This is a genomic window from Neorhizobium sp. T25_13 (genome assembly GCF_002968675.1).
GTDB classification, from domain to species: Bacteria; Pseudomonadota; Alphaproteobacteria; order Rhizobiales; family Rhizobiaceae; genus Neorhizobium; species Neorhizobium tomejilense.
Genome location: NZ_PVBI01000005.1, coordinates 436,475 through 452,744 on the forward strand (window position 1 = coordinate 436,475; position 16,270 = coordinate 452,744).

Consider the following 16,270-nt stretch of genomic DNA (forward strand, 5'->3'; position numbering starts at 1 on the left):
GGCCCGGTCAAGACCGTGCTCAGGATTGGCCCGCGCAGGCTGGCAGGACTGAATGAGCAATACCGGGCCCACATCTTCAAGCACCTCCGCCGCCAATCCCGCCGCAGGCAGCGGATACCGGGTGCTCGCCCGCAAATACCGTCCCAAGGATTTCTCGGACCTGATGGTCGGTCAGGAGCCGATGGTCCGTACTCTGACCAACGCGTTCGAGACCGGCCGCATCGCCCAGGCCTATATGCTGACCGGCGTTCGCGGGGTCGGCAAGACGACGACCGCCCGCATTCTCGCCCGCGCGCTGAACTACAAGACATCCGACATCGACAAGCCGACGATCGACCTCAGGATCCCCGGCGAACACTGCCAGGCGATCATGGAAGGCCGGCATGTCGACGTGATCGAGATGGACGCCGCCTCCCATACCGGCATCGACGACATCCGCGAGATCATCGAGCAGGTGCGCTACCGTCCGGTCTCAGCGCGCTACAAAGTCTACATCATCGACGAAGTGCACATGCTCTCGACGCAGGCCTTCAACGGCCTGTTGAAGACGCTCGAAGAGCCGCCGGAGCATGTGAAATTCATCTTCGCGACGACCGAAATCCGCAAGGTTCCGATCACCGTGCTGTCGCGCTGCCAGCGGTTCGACCTGCGCCGCATCAGCGCCGCTGACCTGGTTCACCTGTTCACCTCGATCCTGGAAAAGGAAGGCATTCCGGCTGAACCGGAAGCGCTCGCCATGGTCGCGCGTGCGGCGGAAGGTTCGGCGCGTGACGGCCTGTCGCTGCTCGACCAGGCTATCGCCCATGGCGGCGGCCAGGTGATCACGGAGACCGTGCGCGGCATGCTGGGACTTGCCGACCGCGCCCGCATCGTCGATCTTTTCGAACATATCGTGCGCGGTGACGTGACGGCGGCGCTTTCGGAATTTACGGAGCAATACGAGGCTGGCGCCAATCCGGTCGTGGTTTTGACCGACCTTGCCGATTTCACCCATCTGACCACCCGTTTCAAATATATCCCTGACGCCGCCAGCGATCCTTCGATCAGCGAAGTGGAGCGCGTGCGCGGCCGCGAATTTGCCGAAGGCGTGGCGGTGAGTACGCTGTCGCGCATCTGGCAGATGCTCCTGAAGGGCATTCCGGAAGTGGAAAATTCCTCGCGCCCGGCGGGGGCGGCCGAAATGGTGCTGATCCGGCTGACGCATGCGGCCCATCTTCCCTCCCCCGAGGATGCCGCCCGCAGGCTTGCCGAATTTTCCAATGGCGACGGCCAGCGGGCGCCGGTACCGAACGGCAATGGCGGCGGACGTCCCGTTTCGCCGCCGCAATCGCCGGTCAATGCCCGCGGCACCGAAATGTCGAGCCCGCGGATACCGGCCGGTGGGCCGACCGCGATGCTGCAGGCCGTGCCGAATACCGTACCGCGGGAAATACCCGTCGGCCGCGCGGAAGAACAGCCGGCCGAAAAGCCTGTGCCGAAGGTCCCGGTCAATTCGATCTCGGATATCGCCGATCTCTGCTCCAAGAACCGCGACCCGCGGCTAAAGGCGCTGCTGCGCAATTTCGTGCGGCTGGTGAAGATCGAGCCGGGCCGGCTGGAGATCAACCTGTCCGGCGACGCGCCGAAGACCATTGCCGGCGACCTCAAGGCGCGGCTGGAGGAATGGACCGGGATTACCTGGTGGGTGACGCTCAGCAACGAGGCCGGCGAGCCGACGCTGGTCGAATCCGAAAAGAGCGTGCGGGAAGCGCAGTTCACCGACGCCCGCGCCGACCCGGACGTGGCGGCGATCCTCGCCCAGTTCCCCGGCGCCAGGATCACCGACGTGCGTATCCGCGTGACGGAAGAGGATGAGACAGAGACCGAGGACCTGCCGGCGGCGGCGACCGCGGAATCCGAAGAGGGCGACATCCTGCCCGGCGACGACATCGAGCTATAAGAGAAGAGGACGAGACAGATGCGCGACATCATGGGCATGATGGGCAAGGTCAAGGAAATGCAGGCCAAGATGGAGCAGATGCAGGCGGAAATCGCCGCTCTCGACGTCGAAGGCACATCCGGCGGCGGGCTGGTGACCGTGCGGCTCAACGGCAAGGGCGACATGCTCGGCCTCAAGATCGATCCGTCGCTGTTCAAGGAGGACGATGTCGAGATCCTCGAGGACCTGATCGTCGCCGCCCACAAGGCCGCCAAGGAGCGCGCCGAGGCGATCGCCGCCGAAAAGACCAAGGAACTGACCGCCGGCCTGCCGATCCCGCCCGGCTTCAAGATGCCGTTCTGAAAGCACGCAATTCGGTCTTTAAGGCATTCCTGCTTTCTTCGGATTGCGGAAAGGCTCTATCCCTTTGTTTTCAAGCAATTCCCGGCGCAAAACAGCGCCATACTTTTGCTGGAATTGCTCTCATATTTCACCAGTAGTTCCACAGATCTCATAAGGTTTTTCATGAAGATCGCCGGCGTTTTTCGCCTTTGCCTCGCAGCTACTCTATTCACGCCGACGGTTGTCAATGCGAGCCAGTGCGATCGTAACAAGCGTGTTTATGTCTTTGATCAGTCTAATACGGGCGACGACACTAAAATCTTCTATAAGGTGCGCGCTGGAGAACACCCATTCTACGCGGAGCTGGTAAGATTTGAAACTTGGCGAAAATCCAAACTGGTTTGGTCTATCGATGGCGTTGTCATATGCGGCGATGTGATACCCATGTGCAATTTAGACTTGCCTACCGTCAAGAAAAATAGTGACAAATCCGTCGCTTACGAATGCTTTAAAGAAGTCAATGGTCCGGCTACATCCAATGAACAGATGGCACCGTTCCTGATCCCGGTCACCGACATTTCCTCCGGTGATCAAACGCCGTACATTGCCTTCGGAATTTGACCGCCCTCTCCATCGCCTGCAGCAAGCACATGGCCGTCCAAGTTAAGCGGAAGGATCTGCTAACCAAGGACGAGCGGAAAAATGGCTTTCTGTTGCCGCCTTTTGTTCGGCTAGATTCATGCCAGGAATAGATCGCCGTTCGCCAGCGTAAGTACGGGGCGTCATTGTCGCTGTGCATTGCCCTTATATTCCGGGCTCCAACATCGCCCGCAGCTTGTAGTGGATGGGAGCAGCGAGATATCGCGCCCGGTCCGACTCCGAAAGCCGCCGGCCGAAGGTTTCCATTAGCTCCGGCATCGTCACCCTTTCTCCGGGAAAGGGTTGATATTCCACCGGCGTCCCGGCTTCGGCCACGCCATCCGTGACGCCCCGGCAATAGATGCCGTTCTGACCCTGGGTCCGATGGAATAGGGAGGTTCCGATGACGTTGACATCACTTCTGGTTTTCGCGGCGGCACTTTTTGTCGCTGCAGGTTCGCCTGGTCCCAGCATAGCCGCGCTCGTGGCCCGCGTTCTGTCCAAGGGGTATCGCGACGTATTGCCGTTTCTCGCGGCGATGTGGGTCGGCGAGGCCATATGGCTTTCGTTTGCGGTCGCAGGTCTTGCCGCCATCGCCGAGAGCTTCCATGCCGTCTTCGTGGCCATCAAGTGGATCGGCGTCGCGTATCTCCTCTATCTCGCATGGAAGATGTGGTTCACCGAACCCGCCGGCTCCGGCGAAGACCTTCCGGAAAATCGCTCAGCGCTGAAGATGTTTTTCGCCGGCCTCACCGTGACGCTCGGCAACCCGAAGATCATGATGTTCTATGTGGCGCTGCTGCCTTCGATCATCGATCTCGGCGGCGTGACGCTGACCGGCTGGCTGGAACTGGTCGCCGCGATGTTCCTGGTGCTCGTGGTCGTCGATCTCGCATGGGTGCTGCTTGCCGCCAAGGCGCGTCAGTTCCTGAGGAGCCCTCGGGCCGTGAAGATCGCCAACCGGGTTTCGGCAGGCGCCATGGCGAGTGCGGCAGCGGCGATCGCGACCCGCTAGGTCTCGAACGTCGGCCGCCAACGGTGGCCGATGGGTGCGGCCAGGAAGCGGGCTCTTTCGGTTTCCGACAGGTTCCTGCCGACAGCCGCCAGCATTTCCGCGATCATGACGCGATCGCCGGCATAGAGTTCGTGGCGGACGAGATCGCCGGGGGAGACCATGCCAGGCTTAACGACCCGGCAATAGATGCCGGGGCGGGCGGCTTTACTATAGGTCTTCAGGAATTTCGGATCGCCCATCTTCACCGCAAGCGTGTTGCAGGGAGAGCGGGCGCACGTCGCCTCAAGCACGACTTCGCCTATATGAAAACGGTCGCCGACGGCGACATCGCGGTTGTCGAGACCTTCGATAGTCAAGTTTTCGCCGAACGTGCCGGGCGAAAAATCACGGCCGAGCGCGACCGCCCACCAGTCCAGCGTCAGCGAGCCTTCGAGCAGGATCGCCTGATCCTCGCCGCCATGGTGTTTCGTGTTGCAGACCGCATCACCGACGAGGCCGAGGCTGTCGATCATGACGGCGGCATTGACGGCCGACTTGTAGATGCCGGTCTTGAAGCTCTTGCCCGGCAGCCTTTCCGGGCGCCCGAGGCAGACGGCGAGAAGTTTCATAAGCGGCCCTTCCGCGATTCCGTTTTTTGAGCATATGGGCTAAAGGGAGAAAATGGCAAAGCGAGTCACCGGCCCCGAAATCGAAAAACTCATCCAGCTTCTGGCAAAGGTCCCGGGCCTCGGGCCGCGCTCGGCGCGCCGGGCGGCGCTGCATCTGATCAAGAAGAAGGAACAGCTGCTGGGGCCGCTTTCGAGCGCCATGGGCGAGGCCTATGACAAGGTGAAGATCTGTTCGCGCTGCGGCAACGTCGATACCGTCGATCCCTGCACGGTCTGCACCGATATCCGCCGCGACCAGACGATGCTGATCGTCGTCGAAGATGTCTCCGACCTCTGGGCGCTAGAGCGGACGGGCGCGATGAACACCGCCTATCACGTGCTCGGCGGCACGCTCTCGCCGCTCGACGGCATCGGCCCCGACGACCTCAACATCCGCGGGCTGATCGACCGGGTCAACGAAGGCGTCATCCGCGAGATCATCATCGCCGTCAACGCGACCGTCGAGGGGCAGACCACGGCCCATTATATTACCGACCAGCTCTCCGGCATCGACGTGAAGATCACCAGGCTGGCGCATGGCGTGCCGGTCGGCGGGGAGCTCGATTATCTCGACGAGGGCACACTGACGGCGGCGCTTCGGGCGCGGACGGTGATTTAGAGGAAGGCATTGAGTATGTGGAGACGTACCCCCCTCTGCCCTGCCGGGCATCTCCCCCTCAAGGGGGGAGATCGGCCAGAGGCGCCGTTCTCCCGTATCGTTAAACGTATCGAAAGGAGCTTCGGCAGGCTCATACTTTTAATGGGAATGGGGCTTCGCTCCCATCCGATCTCCCCCCTTGAGGGGGAGATGTCCGGCAGGACAGAGGGGGGTATCTCCAGGCGAACGGTAGCGTTGGCTTTCGCTATATTCACAACCCTGCTCCCCCTCCCCGCGCTCGCCCAGAATCGCCCCGACGTCGAGAAGCAGTTCCAGCGGTGGATCGGCAGCGATCTGGCTCCGGTGGCCAAAAAGGCCGGTATTTCCGAGAGGACGCTGAAGGCTGCCTTCCAGGGCGTGACGCTCAATTGGGACCTGCCGGACCTGGTGCCGCCGGGTTCAGAGCCGCCGAAGCAGCAGGACCAGAGCCAGGCGGAATTTTCCTCTCCCGGCGCCTATTTTTCCGAAAAGCGGCTGCAGGGGCTGGCCGCCACCGGGCGCGGGCTGGCGGACACCTATTCGGCGACGCTGAAGAGGATCGAGGCGGCCTATGGCGTGCCGGGCGAGATCGTCGTCGCCATCTGGGGGCGCGAATCCGGTTTCGGCAAGGCGCGGATGCCCTATTCCGCCGTGCAGGTTCTGGCGACCAAGGCCTTCATGTCGACGCGCAAGGACATGTTCCGCGAAGAGCTGATCGCAGCGCTGAAAATGATCGAGCGGGGCGATGTGGATGCGGCGACGATGAAGGGTTCCTGGGCGGGTGCGCTCGGCCAGCCGCAGTTCATGCCGTCGAGCTACCTGAAATATGCCGTCGACTTCGACGGCGACGGTCGCCCGGATATCTGGAACTCGGTACCGGATGCGCTTGCCTCGATCGCCCACTACCTGCAGAAGGAAGGCTGGCAACGCGGCCGCGACTGGGGGTTCGAAGTGACGATCCCCGCAAAGGTTTCCTGCGCGCAGGAGGGGCCGGATCTCGCCAAGCCGATCTCGGCCTGGGCGGCAACCGGCATCACCCGCATTTCCGGCAAGGCGTTTCCCGCGGCAGATCTCAAGGCGGACGGCATGATGCTGGTGCCGGCGGGGCGCAGCGGACCGGAATTCGTCGTCACGCCGAATTTCTACGTGATCAAGGAATACAACAATTCCGACCTCTACGCGCTGTTCATCGGCAATCTCGCCGACCGGATCGCGTCGGACGCAGGACCGTTCCAGGCACCCTGGGGCGATGTCGGCAAGATGCTGCGCTCCGACGTGCTTGCCATGCAGAAGGCGCTGGTCGCCAAGGGTTATGACGTGGGCAATGTCGATGGCCTGCCGGGCTACAAGACCCGCCGTTCGCTCGGCGACTGGCAGGCAAAGAACGGCCTTGCTCCAACGTGTTTTCCCGATCCGTCGCTCAAGGGAAAGATCCGCTAGTCAGAGGCTGCGCTTCAGGCCCTCGTGGCTCGAGGTGAACCCGAGCTTCTCATAGAAGCGGATTGCATCCGGCCGCGCCTTGTCGGAGGTGAGTTGCACCAGCTTGCAGCCGCGCTCGACACACTTTCCCACCGCCCATTCGATGAACTGCGATCCCAGTCCACTACCGCGCTCGCTTGCAGCGATCCGCACGCTTTCAATCTGGCCACGCCACATGCCGGCGCGCGACAGGCCGGGAATGAAGGAGAGCTGTAGGCAGCCCACCACCTTGTCTTCCCGGTTCACCGCGACTGCCAGAAGCTGGTTTCCGTCAGCCTCGATCGCTGCAAAGGCCTGCTCGTAACGCGGATCGACCGGATCGGACACGACTTCGCGAGCCTGGCCAAGCGCATCGTCCGCGAGCAGTTCGACAATGGCGAGGAGATCGGAGCGGTGGGCTTTTCGGAAAGAAACCATGGGATCTAGTGGTGCAGGTCGGGCGGCGATTTATGGAAAATATCGTCGCTCGGAGGGATCGTCTGACGCTCGATCAGCCGGTGGACGCGCGGGCCTTCTTCGCCGCGATGAAGAATGCGGATCGCGTCCCAGACCTCGGCATCCGCCTGGGTGCGGCGCTGGTTGTGGCGCACGTAATCGGCCCAGGTGGCGGTGTGATAGGTCTCCGTCCAGATTTCCGGATGTTCCAGATCGCGCATCAGCGCCCACTGCCGCGCACCATCGCGGATGCGAATACGGCGTCGCTGCGACATCAGCGTGAGGAATTCCGGCACATCCTCGTCGGCGATAGTATAGTCCACCAGGGAGACGATCGGTCCGCTGCGCGGCTGCAGGTCGAGGCTCAGCATCGGCACGTTGAAGCGGTTGAGCGGATCGAGATTGGCATCGCTGAACTGCGGCAGCGGCAGCCGCATGCCGACCACGGCGCCAAGCAACATGACCAGGCTCGACAGTGTCAGCGCGATCGAGACGCCGAACGTATCGGACAGGATACCCCACACCCAGCTTCCGCCGGCAATGCCCCCGAACGTCGCCGTCTGGTAGAAGGAAAGCGCGCGGGCGACCACCCATCGCGGCGTCGAAAGCTGCACCGTCGTGTTGAACAGCGACAAAGCCAGCACCCAGCAGGCGCCGGGCACGAGCAGGACGATCGCGGTCAGCAGCGTGCTTGAACTCATGGCGATGATCGCGGCGCTCGCGGCAAAACCCAGAAAGGACAGGCGGACGATCGCCTCGCTCGACAGCTTTTCGCGCAGCCGCGAATTGCCCATTGCGCCGGCGATCGCACCGACCCCGAAGGCTCCGAGCATGATGCCGTAGGTCAACGGGCCGCCAGAGACCAGATCGCGCGCGACGATCGGCAGAAGCGCCAACACGGCGCTTGCCGAAAGGCCGAAAACAAGACCGCGGAACAGCACGTTGAGAATGTTCGGCGACATGACGACGTAGCCGAGACCGGCCGAAAGCGCCCGCAGAAGCGTCTCGCGCGGCAGCGCATTGTCACGGCCTTCCGGCTTCCAGCGGATCAATGCATAGATCAGAGCGAAATAGCTCATGGAATTGGCAGCGAACGCAGCGGCGGCGCCTGCGGCCGCAACGATCGCCCCGCCGATCGCGGGGCCGACGCTGCGGGTGATGTTGAAACCGACGCTGTTGATCGTCACCGCCGCCGGCAGGACCTCGCGGGGCACCATGTCGCCGACCGACGCCTGCCAGGCGGGATTGTTGAGCGCCACGCCGCAGCCGAGCAGAAATGTGAATGCCAAGAGCAGCCAGGGCGTCAGGAGGTCGAGATAGGCAAACAGCGTCAGCGTCAACGACACGACCAGCATGAAGAACTGCGCCGTCAGCATCAGCGTGCGGCGGTTGACGTTATCGGCAAGCGCGCCGGCGATCAGCGAAAAGAGCATGATCGGCAACGCCGTCGAAGCCTGGACCAGCGCGACCATGTCCTCGGAATCGGTGATCGAGGTCATCATCCACGCCGCGCCGACCGCCTGGATCAGGCTGCCGAAATTGGAGGCGAGGCTGGCGATCCAGATCGTTCGGAAGGTTTGGTGCCTGAAGGGAGCCAGGGTCGATATCCGATCGGGCACTTTGTCCTCGTTCTTTCGTGCGTCGTACCAAACGGTTATAGACCCGACGGAAGCAAATTCCAGTCGCCGGAGCCCCGGAATATGCGACTCTTGCATTCGGGGGCCTGAAAGCGTATATGCACCCCATATTCTTGATCGTCCGATGAAGAGTGGGCCCCACCGGACCCGCTCTTTTTTGTTAGGCGATCACTGTAACCCAGACATTGGGCCCAGCTATGGGGCAATGATTGCCGGAGAGCTTATGCCGCAAACCGAATACGAGCCGCGGCTCATCATCGAGACCGGGCTTGACCTGAGGGTCGCCGAAATCATCGAGCCAGTCCTGACCGCCATGGATTATCGCCTGGTGCGTGTGAGGATGCTGAACCAGAACGGCGCGACGCTGCAGATCATGGCCGAGCGCAACGACGGCACCATGGATGTCGAGGGCTGCGAAGCCGTATCCGTGGCGATTTCGCCGGTCCTGGATGTAGAAGATCCGATCGATCGGGAGTATCATCTGGAAGTGTCCTCGCCGGGCATCGACCGCCCGATGGTCCGCAAGTCGGATTTTACCCGCTGGCTGAACCATCTGGTCAAATGCGAAACGTCGATCATGATCGACAACCGCAAGCGGTTCCGCGGCAGGATCACCGAAAGCGATGCGGACGGTTTCACGATCGAGCGGGACCAGGTCGCCTATGGCGAGGAACCACGGGTAACGATCCCGTTTTCGGCACTGGCCGAGGCAAAGCTCATTCTGACCGACGATCTGATCCGCGACGCGCTTCGGGCCGACAAGCTCGCCAAGGCGCAGGCCGCGAACCAGAACGAAGAAGCAGAAGACGAATAAACCGAACAGAGACTTGTGCCTTTCCCTAGGAAAGGCCTCATCGTTTGACCTACGGAGACCAACGACAATGGCAGTGAGTGCGAACCGGCTTGAACTTCTGCAGATCGCGGATGCAGTGGCGCGCGAAAAGGTCATCGACCGCGAGATCGTGCTGGCTGCGATGGCCGACGCCATCCAGAAGGCTGCCCGCTCCCGCTACGGCTCGGAAACCAACATCCGCGCCGACATCAATTCCAAGACCGGCGAAATCCGGCTCCAGCGCCTGCTGGAAGTCGTCGATCACGCCGAGGACTACGGAACGCAGATCCCGCTGGCACTGGCGCTCGACCGCAACGTCGATGCCAAGATCGGCGACTTCATCGCCGATCCGCTGCCGCCGATGGATTTCGGCCGCATCGCCGCCCAGTCGGCCAAGCAGGTCATCGTCCAGAAGGTGCGTGAAGCCGAGCGCGACCGCCAGTTCGACGAATTCAAGGACCGCGTCGGCGAAATCATCAACGGCACCGTCAAGCGCGTCGAATACGGCAACGTCATCGTCGATCTCGGCCGCGGCGAAGGCATCATCCGCCGCGACGAAATGATCCCGCGCGAAAACATGCGTTATGGCGATCGCGTCCGTGCATACGTATATGATGTCCGTCGCGAACAGCGCGGCCCGCAGATCTTCCTGTCGCGTACCCATCCGCAGTTCATGGTGAAGCTGTTCACCATGGAAGTGCCGGAAATCTACGACGGCATCATCCAGATCAAGTCGGTCGCCCGCGATCCGGGTTCGCGCGCCAAGATCGCCGTGATCTCGAACGACTCGTCGATCGACCCGGTCGGCGCCTGCGTCGGTATGCGCGGCTCGCGCGTCCAGGCGGTCGTCGGCGAATTGCAGGGCGAGAAGATCGACATCATCCCGTGGTCTCAGGATCCGGCGTCGTTCATCGTCAACGCACTGCAGCCGGCTGAAGTCGCCAAGGTGGTTCTCGACGAGGATGCCGAGCGGATCGAAGTCGTGGTTCCGGACGAGCAGCTGTCGCTTGCCATCGGCCGCCGCGGCCAGAACGTCCGCCTCGCCTCGCAGCTGACCGGCTGGGACATCGACATCATGACGGAAGCCGAGGAATCGGAGCGCCGCCAGAAGGAATTCAACGAGCGCACCAACCTCTTCATGGACGCCCTCGACGTCGACGAAATGGTCGGCCAGGTGCTGGCTTCGGAAGGTTTTGCCCAGGTCGAGGAACTGGCTTACGTCGATCTCGACGAAATCTCCTCGATCGACGGTTTCGACGAAGACACCGCCACCGAAATCCAGACCCGCGCCCGCGAATACCTGGAGCGGATCGAAGGCGAGATGGACGCCAAGCGCAAGGAGCTCGGCGTCGAAGACGAACTGCGCCAGATCAACGGCCTGAACGGCCAGATGCTCGTCGCGCTCGGCGAAGACGGCATCAAGACGATCGAGGATTTTGCCGGCTGCGCCGCCGACGATCTCGTCGGCTGGAGCGAACGCAAGGACGGCGTGACGAAGAAGTTCGAAGGCCTGTTCTCGAAGTTCGACGTTTCCCGCGTCGAAGCTGAAAACATGATCGTCCAGGCCCGCCTGTCCGCAGGCTGGATCACCGAGGAAGATCTCGCAAAGGGTGCCGCCGAGCCGGAAGCTGAAGCGGAGGAGGCGGACGCCGTCGAGCAGGAATGATCCCGCTCGCGAATGAGCCGGACGAGAACGAAGACGGACCTGTCGATGATGACCTGGACGAGATCGTCGTGAACGACCGTACCTGCATCGTCACTCGCGAGGCGGGATCACCGGAAACGCTGATCCGCTTTGTGGCCGGCCCGAACGGTCAGGTCGTGCCCGATCTGAAGCGTCAGCTTCCGGGCCGCGGCTGCTGGATCAAGGCCGAACGGTCGCTCGTCGACCGGGCGGTCCAGAAAAAGCTTTTCGCCCGGGCCCTCAAGGCCGAGGCGAAGGCGGATGCGGATCTCGGCGCGCTGGTGGATCGCCTGCTCGCCGCCGATCTCGTCGGCATGATGAACATGGCGCGCAAAGCGAGCCAATTCGTCACCGGCGCGACGAAGGTGGATGCCGCCGTGCGCTCCGGCGCGGCGCTTGCAGTGTTCCATGCGGCCGATGCGGCCGCCGACGGAGTGAGAAAAATAGACCAGGCCCGCAAGGCCTGGAAGCTCGGTTCGAATACCGGGGAAGACATTCCGTCCTTTTCGCTCTTCACGAGCGCTGAATTGGACGAAGTGATGGGCCAGAATGCTTTTATCCATGCCTGCGCGCTTGCGGGGCAGGCGGGTGAGGGTGTAGTGAAGCGCGCAAACCTACTTGAACAGTACCGCATGGGCGGTCTGTCCCAGACAAAAGGTGTCGCTGACATGCCGAAACAATGACGCGGTCACCGGCTTTAGCCGGACGCACATCGATATGTACGGATTAAACGACGGGTTCTGATGGCTTCCATCCGTTCCTGTCCGAAGGAACAGGAACGGAATGACCGACAACAAAGACGATAAGACACTCGGCGTAAAGAAGACCCTTACACTGAAGCCATCTGGGATGAGCCAGGGTACCGTCCGCCAGGACATGGGTCGCGGCCGCACCAAGGCCGTCGTCGTCGAAACAGTCAAGCGGCGGCCGACCCGGCCGCTGGACGAAAAGCCGGTAATCACGCCCGCAGCCCCGGCGCCCGCGCCGCGGGTGGTAGAGGCTGTCGCACAGCCGGCCGCTCCCCAGCGCCCAGCACCGCAGCAGCCGGCCGCTCCGGCGGCGCGCGTCCACCAGCCGGGCTCTCAGAACGCACGGCCGCAGCAGAACCAGCGCCCGCCGCAATCCAATCAGCCGCAGCGCCCGCAGCAGCCTAACCAGCCGCAGCGTCCGCAGCAATCCAGCCAGCCGCAGCGTCCGCAGCAGCGTCAGGGCGGAGCCGTCCTGCACGACCTTTCGGCCGGCGAGATGGAAGCCCGTCGCCGCGCTTTGATGGAAGCGCAGGCGCGCGAAGTCATCGAGGCCAAGCAGCGCGCCGAAGACGAGGTACGTCGCCAGGTCGAGGAAGAACGCCGCAAGATCGAGGAAGCCGCCGAGGCTGCCCGCCGCGCTGCCGAACCCAAGGTCGAACCGGTCGAGGCCCCGGCTGAGACACCTGCACCCGTAGCCGCCGAAAAGCCGGCCGAGCGCGCCGCTGGCGCCCCTGCCGGCCGTCCGGGCGAAACGCGTCCCCAGGCTCCCCGGCCTGCAGCTCCCGGCGCCGCACCTGCGGCACTGCCGGTTGCCGGCCGCCGCAAGGGCGCTGACGAAGAAGACGAAGATCGCGGCCCGCCGCGTGGCGCACCCGGCCGTGGCCGAGTCCCCGTCGCTGCTCCCGCCAAGGTTCCGGCCCGCCCGAAGACCGAAGACGAACGCCGCCGCGGCAAGCTGACGGTGACCACGGTCAGCACGGACGAAGACGGCAATGCCCGTGGCCGTTCGATGGCCGCGACCCGCCGCCGGCAGGAGAAGTTCCGCCGCAGCCAGATGCAGGAAACGCGCGAAAAGGTCATGCGCGAAGTCATCCTGCCTGAAACCATCACCATTCAGGAACTGTCGCAGCGCATGTCCGAACGCGCCGTCGACGTCATCAAGTACCTGATGAAGGAAGGCCAGATGATGAAGCCGGGCGACGTCATCGACGCCGACCTCGCCGAAATCATCGCCGGCGAATTCGGCCATACCGTCAAGCGCGTCTCGGAATCCGACGTCGAAGAAGGCATCTTCAACGTTGCCGACGACGAAGGCGAAATGGTTTCGCGCCCGCCGGTCGTCACCATCATGGGTCACGTCGACCACGGCAAGACCTCGCTGCTCGACGCCATCCGCCATGCGAACGTGGTCTCCGGCGAAGCCGGCGGCATCACCCAGCATATCGGCGCCTATCAGGTGGAGCATAACGGCCAGAAGATCACCTTCATCGACACCCCCGGCCACGCCGCCTTTACGGCCATGCGTGCTCGTGGTGCGCAGGCGACGGATATCGCCATCCTGGTGGTCGCAGCTGACGACAGCGTGATGCCGCAGACGATCGAATCGATCGCCCATGCCAAGGCAGCGGGTGTTCCGATCATCGTGGCGATCAACAAGATCGACAAGCACGAAGCCAATCCGGACAAGGTTCGCCAGCAGCTTCTGCAGCACGAAGTGTTCGTAGAATCGCTTGGTGGCGAAGTGCTCGACGTCGAAGTGTCGGCCAAGAACAAGGTCAATCTCGACAAGCTGCTCGAAGCCATCCTGCTGCAAGCCGAAATCCTCGACCTCAAGGCTGATCCGAGCCGGACGGCCGAAGGCATCGTCATCGAAGCCCAGCTCGACCGTGGCCGTGGTTCCGTGGCCACCGTTCTTGTCCAGAAGGGCACCCTGAAGCCCGGCCAGATCATCGTTGCCGGCGACCAGTGGGGCCGTGTGCGCGCGCTCGTCACCGACAAGGGCGACCATGTGAAGGAAGCCGGCCCGGCCATGCCGGTCGAAGTGCTCGGCCTGTCCGCCACGCCGGCTGCCGGCGATCGGTTCGCCGTGGTCGAAAACGAAAGCCGCGCTCGCGAGATTTCCGAATATCGCCAGCGGCTTGCCCGCGACAAGGCGGCTGCCCGCCAGTCCGGACAGCGCGGTTCGCTCGAACAGATGATGTCGCAGCTCCAGAATACCGGCTTCAAGGAATTCCCGCTGGTCATCAAGGGTGACGTGCAGGGCTCGATCGAAGCGATCATCGGCGCACTGGACAAGCTCGGCACCGACGAAGTCCGTGCCCGCATCGTTCATTCGGGTGCCGGCGGCATCACTGAGTCGGATATCTCGCTCGCCGAGGCATCCAACGCGGCGATCATCGGCTTCAACGTCCGCGCCAACCCGCAGGCACGTGCCTCTGCGGAACGCGAAGGTCTCGAGATTCGCTACTACAACATCATCTACGATCTGGTGGATGACGTGAAGCAGGCGATGTCGGGCCTCCTGTCTCCGGAACGCCGCGAAACCTTCATCGGCAATGCCGAGATCCTGGAAGTGTTCAACATCACCAAGGTCGGCAAGGTCGCCGGTTGCCGTGTCGTCGAGGGCAAGGTCGAGCGTGGAGCGGGCGTCCGCCTTATCCGCGACAACGTCGTCGTCCACGAAGGCAAGCTCAAGACGCTCAAGCGCTTCAAGGACGAAGTCAGCGAAGTGCCGATGGGTCAGGAATGCGGCATGGCGTTCGAAAATTACGAGGACATGCGCGCAGGCGACGTCATCGAATGCTTCCGCGTGGAGCATATCACGCGCACGCTGTGACCTCCGGCGAACAGCCCGAACAATTACAGGAGCCGTCCGTGACATTCACGGGCGGCTCCTGGCATTTTGACCAAGTGCTTTCCGATACGGAACTCGAGGACGGCATCATTTTGTCATGCGATGCCATTTCGAGAGACGGCAAAAGCTGATGGGATTGCCGGGGTTTTCCGATGCCCTCGGGCGAGACGACACCACGGCCGGACATTACATCAGCCATGCTCGTGGCCTGATACGCCGTCGCCAGCGCGCCGGACATCCAACGCTTTTATCCGCTTTCGGCATCGACTTGTGCCGTGGCAAAAATTTTCAGCTTCTATCGGAGAGTTCGCGACGGTAAGCATCTACCATATCCGCATTTTCAGTTTCCGAGGAGGACACCATGCCGATTTCATTCGACCTGACGGGTAAGACGGCGATCGTCACCGGCGCCAATACGGGCCTCGGCCAGGCGATATCCGTGGCGCTGGCGCAGGCCGGCGCGGATGTGGCGCTGGTCGGCCGCTCCTTGATGGCCGAGACGGAAGCCGCGGTCAGCGCGGCCGGCGGGCGCAGCCTGTCGATCCAAGCGGACCTTTCGACGCTCGAGCCGGTCGATCGGATCATCAGCGAAACGGTCGCCTGGACCGGGCGTGCCGACATCCTCGTCAACAATGCCGGGATCATCCGCCGGGCCGACGCGATCGATTTCAGCGAGGCCGACTGGGATGCGGTGATGGACGTGAACCTGAAGACCGTGTTCTTTCTCTCCCAGGCGTTTGCACGCCGGCTGATTACCGAGGGCAAGGGCGGCAAGATCGTCAATATTGCCTCCCTGCTCTCCTTCCAGGGCGGCATCCGCATCCCTTCCTATACGGCCTCGAAGAGCGGTCTTGCCGGCCTGACCAGGCTGCTCGCCTGCGAATGGGCAGGCAAGGGCATCAACGTCAATGCCATCGCGCCCGGCTATTTCTCGACCAACAACACGGAGGCGCTGCGCGACGATCCGGACCGCAACGCGGCGATCCTCAGCCGTATTCCAGCCGGGCACTGGGGCCAGCCGGAAGAGCTGGGCGGAGCTGCCGTATTCCTCGCCTCGCCGGCATCCGACTATGTGCATGGTGTCGTGCTGCCGGTCGATGGCGGCTGGTTGGCCCGCTAACCTCGTCCGACCGCCCTGTTCTCCGGGTAACGGAACGCTCATCCCATGCGCGAAGGGGGCAATTGCCCCAACACGCATAAATTTGATCGGCATCTCGCAGATTTATTAGTTGCCATTTCTACTCATGTTTATTATCCGGTAGCTGCAACATCGCGAACCCGGCGGCAGTCGCCGGCGGCGTTCCGGTGTCCCGTTTCCGTCATTGTCGAACAGCGCCCCCCGGGCGCCGTCCGCGATGCCGAACAGTCCGGAGTATCGCCTGCCATGCCTGCTGCCCTGAAG

Annotated in this window: 14 protein-coding genes and 1 pseudogene; 11 read left to right on the plus strand and 4 right to left on the minus strand. The window is 62.7% G+C overall.

Annotated elements, in window-relative coordinates:
* Positions 1–52 precede the first annotated feature (52 nt).
* The 3 genes from C5J22_RS14995 (at position 53) to C5J22_RS15005 (ending at position 2,881) form a co-directional block, all read left to right on the plus strand.
* The gene (locus C5J22_RS14995; RefSeq protein WP_105438840.1) at positions 53–1,939 is read left to right on the plus strand and encodes a DNA polymerase III subunit gamma/tau; all 1,887 of its coding nucleotides are present in this window, start codon (positions 53–55) and stop codon (positions 1,937–1,939) included.
* Positions 1,940–1,957: 18 nt separating this feature from the next.
* Complete coding sequence (locus C5J22_RS15000; protein WP_038547916.1) at positions 1,958–2,281, plus strand: YbaB/EbfC family nucleoid-associated protein; 324 nt, start codon at positions 1,958–1,960, stop codon at positions 2,279–2,281.
* Between the two features lie 162 nt (positions 2,282–2,443).
* A complete protein-coding gene (locus C5J22_RS15005) occupies positions 2,444–2,881 on the plus strand; it encodes a hypothetical protein (RefSeq protein WP_245440390.1) in 438 nt (145 codons plus the stop codon).
* A gap of 183 nt (positions 2,882–3,064) precedes the next feature.
* Here C5J22_RS15005 and C5J22_RS31650 read toward each other — a convergent pair.
* Positions 3,065–3,265, minus strand: a pseudogene (locus C5J22_RS31650) (MOSC domain-containing protein); the annotation flags it as partial.
* Positions 3,266–3,302: 37 nt separating this feature from the next.
* Between C5J22_RS31650 and C5J22_RS15015 the strand changes: the two are divergent.
* Complete coding sequence (locus C5J22_RS15015) at positions 3,303–3,914, plus strand: LysE family translocator (protein WP_105438841.1); 612 nt, start codon at positions 3,303–3,305, stop codon at positions 3,912–3,914.
* Here C5J22_RS15015 and C5J22_RS15020 read toward each other — a convergent pair.
* Positions 3,911–4,522, minus strand: a complete 612-nt coding sequence (locus C5J22_RS15020; protein WP_105438842.1) for an MOSC domain-containing protein — start codon at positions 4,520–4,522, stop codon at positions 3,911–3,913. The two genes, C5J22_RS15015 and C5J22_RS15020, sit on opposite strands and share 4 nt — an antisense overlap.
* 52 nt (positions 4,523–4,574) lie before the next feature.
* Between C5J22_RS15020 and recR the strand changes: the two genes are divergently transcribed.
* Positions 4,575–5,180, plus strand: coding sequence for a recombination mediator RecR (recR, locus tag C5J22_RS15025; RefSeq protein WP_046638126.1), 606 nt, complete (start codon positions 4,575–4,577; stop codon positions 5,178–5,180).
* A gap of 189 nt (positions 5,181–5,369) precedes the next feature.
* Positions 5,370–6,638, plus strand: coding sequence for a lytic murein transglycosylase (locus tag C5J22_RS15030; protein WP_205837186.1), 1,269 nt, complete (start codon positions 5,370–5,372; stop codon positions 6,636–6,638).
* Here the strand turns inward: C5J22_RS15030 and C5J22_RS15035 are convergent, their stop codons facing one another.
* Both C5J22_RS15035 and C5J22_RS15040 read right to left on the minus strand, forming a co-directional pair.
* Positions 6,639–7,094, minus strand: coding sequence for a GNAT family N-acetyltransferase (locus C5J22_RS15035; protein WP_105438844.1), 456 nt, complete (start codon positions 7,092–7,094; stop codon positions 6,639–6,641).
* A 5-nt stretch (positions 7,095–7,099) separates the two neighbouring features.
* On the minus strand, positions 7,100–8,731 hold the full coding sequence (locus tag C5J22_RS15040) for an MFS transporter (RefSeq protein ID WP_105438845.1): 1,632 nt from the start codon (positions 8,729–8,731) through the stop codon (positions 7,100–7,102).
* A gap of 241 nt (positions 8,732–8,972) precedes the next feature.
* Between C5J22_RS15040 and rimP the strand changes: the two genes are divergently transcribed.
* The 5 genes from rimP (at position 8,973) to kduD (ending at position 15,988) form a co-directional block, all read left to right on the plus strand.
* On the plus strand, positions 8,973–9,563 hold the full coding sequence (rimP, locus tag C5J22_RS15045; protein WP_038592094.1) for a ribosome maturation factor RimP: 591 nt from the start codon (positions 8,973–8,975) through the stop codon (positions 9,561–9,563).
* A 67-nt stretch (positions 9,564–9,630) separates the two neighbouring features.
* The gene (nusA, locus tag C5J22_RS15050; protein WP_105438846.1) at positions 9,631–11,247 is read left to right on the plus strand and encodes a transcription termination factor NusA; all 1,617 of its coding nucleotides are present in this window, start codon (positions 9,631–9,633) and stop codon (positions 11,245–11,247) included.
* Positions 11,244–11,948 carry an RNA-binding protein gene (locus C5J22_RS15055; protein ID WP_105438847.1) on the plus strand — a complete coding sequence of 235 codons (705 nt, stop codon included), beginning with the start codon at positions 11,244–11,246 and terminating at the stop codon, positions 11,946–11,948. The genes nusA and C5J22_RS15055 overlap by 4 nt, the downstream gene beginning before the upstream one ends.
* Positions 11,949–12,048: 100 nt before the next feature.
* Positions 12,049–14,850 carry a translation initiation factor IF-2 gene (gene infB, locus C5J22_RS15060; protein WP_105438848.1) on the plus strand — a complete coding sequence of 934 codons (2,802 nt, stop codon included), beginning with the start codon at positions 12,049–12,051 and terminating at the stop codon, positions 14,848–14,850.
* 379 nt (positions 14,851–15,229) lie between these two features.
* Positions 15,230–15,988, plus strand: a complete 759-nt coding sequence (gene kduD / locus C5J22_RS15065) for a 2-dehydro-3-deoxy-D-gluconate 5-dehydrogenase KduD (RefSeq protein ID WP_105438849.1) — start codon at positions 15,230–15,232, stop codon at positions 15,986–15,988.
* Positions 15,989–16,270 lie beyond the last annotated feature (282 nt).

Bases quoted from the DNA above. Each gene is read 5' to 3' on its own strand.
- infB (WP_105438848.1), top strand. From the start codon at position 12,049: ATGACCGACAACAAAGACGATAAGACACTCGGCGTAAAGAAGACCCTT.
- C5J22_RS15000 (WP_038547916.1), top strand. From the start codon at position 1,958: ATGCGCGACATCATGGGCATGATGGGCAAGGTCAAGGAAATGCAGGCC.
- C5J22_RS15035 (WP_105438844.1), bottom strand. From the start codon at position 7,094: ATGGTTTCTTTCCGAAAAGCCCACCGCTCCGATCTCCTCGCCATTGTC.
- kduD (WP_105438849.1), top strand. From the start codon at position 15,230: ATGCCGATTTCATTCGACCTGACGGGTAAGACGGCGATCGTCACCGGC.
- C5J22_RS15030 (WP_205837186.1), top strand. From the start codon at position 5,370: ATGTCCGGCAGGACAGAGGGGGGTATCTCCAGGCGAACGGTAGCGTTG.
- recR (WP_046638126.1), top strand. From the start codon at position 4,575: ATGGCAAAGCGAGTCACCGGCCCCGAAATCGAAAAACTCATCCAGCTT.
- C5J22_RS15055 (WP_105438847.1), top strand. From the start codon at position 11,244: ATGATCCCGCTCGCGAATGAGCCGGACGAGAACGAAGACGGACCTGTC.
- C5J22_RS15005 (WP_245440390.1), top strand. From the start codon at position 2,444: ATGAAGATCGCCGGCGTTTTTCGCCTTTGCCTCGCAGCTACTCTATTC.
- C5J22_RS15020 (WP_105438842.1), bottom strand. From the start codon at position 4,522: ATGAAACTTCTCGCCGTCTGCCTCGGGCGCCCGGAAAGGCTGCCGGGC.
- C5J22_RS15015 (WP_105438841.1), top strand. From the start codon at position 3,303: ATGACGTTGACATCACTTCTGGTTTTCGCGGCGGCACTTTTTGTCGCT.
- nusA (WP_105438846.1), top strand. From the start codon at position 9,631: ATGGCAGTGAGTGCGAACCGGCTTGAACTTCTGCAGATCGCGGATGCA.
- rimP (WP_038592094.1), top strand. From the start codon at position 8,973: ATGCCGCAAACCGAATACGAGCCGCGGCTCATCATCGAGACCGGGCTT.
- C5J22_RS14995 (WP_105438840.1), top strand. From the start codon at position 53: ATGAGCAATACCGGGCCCACATCTTCAAGCACCTCCGCCGCCAATCCC.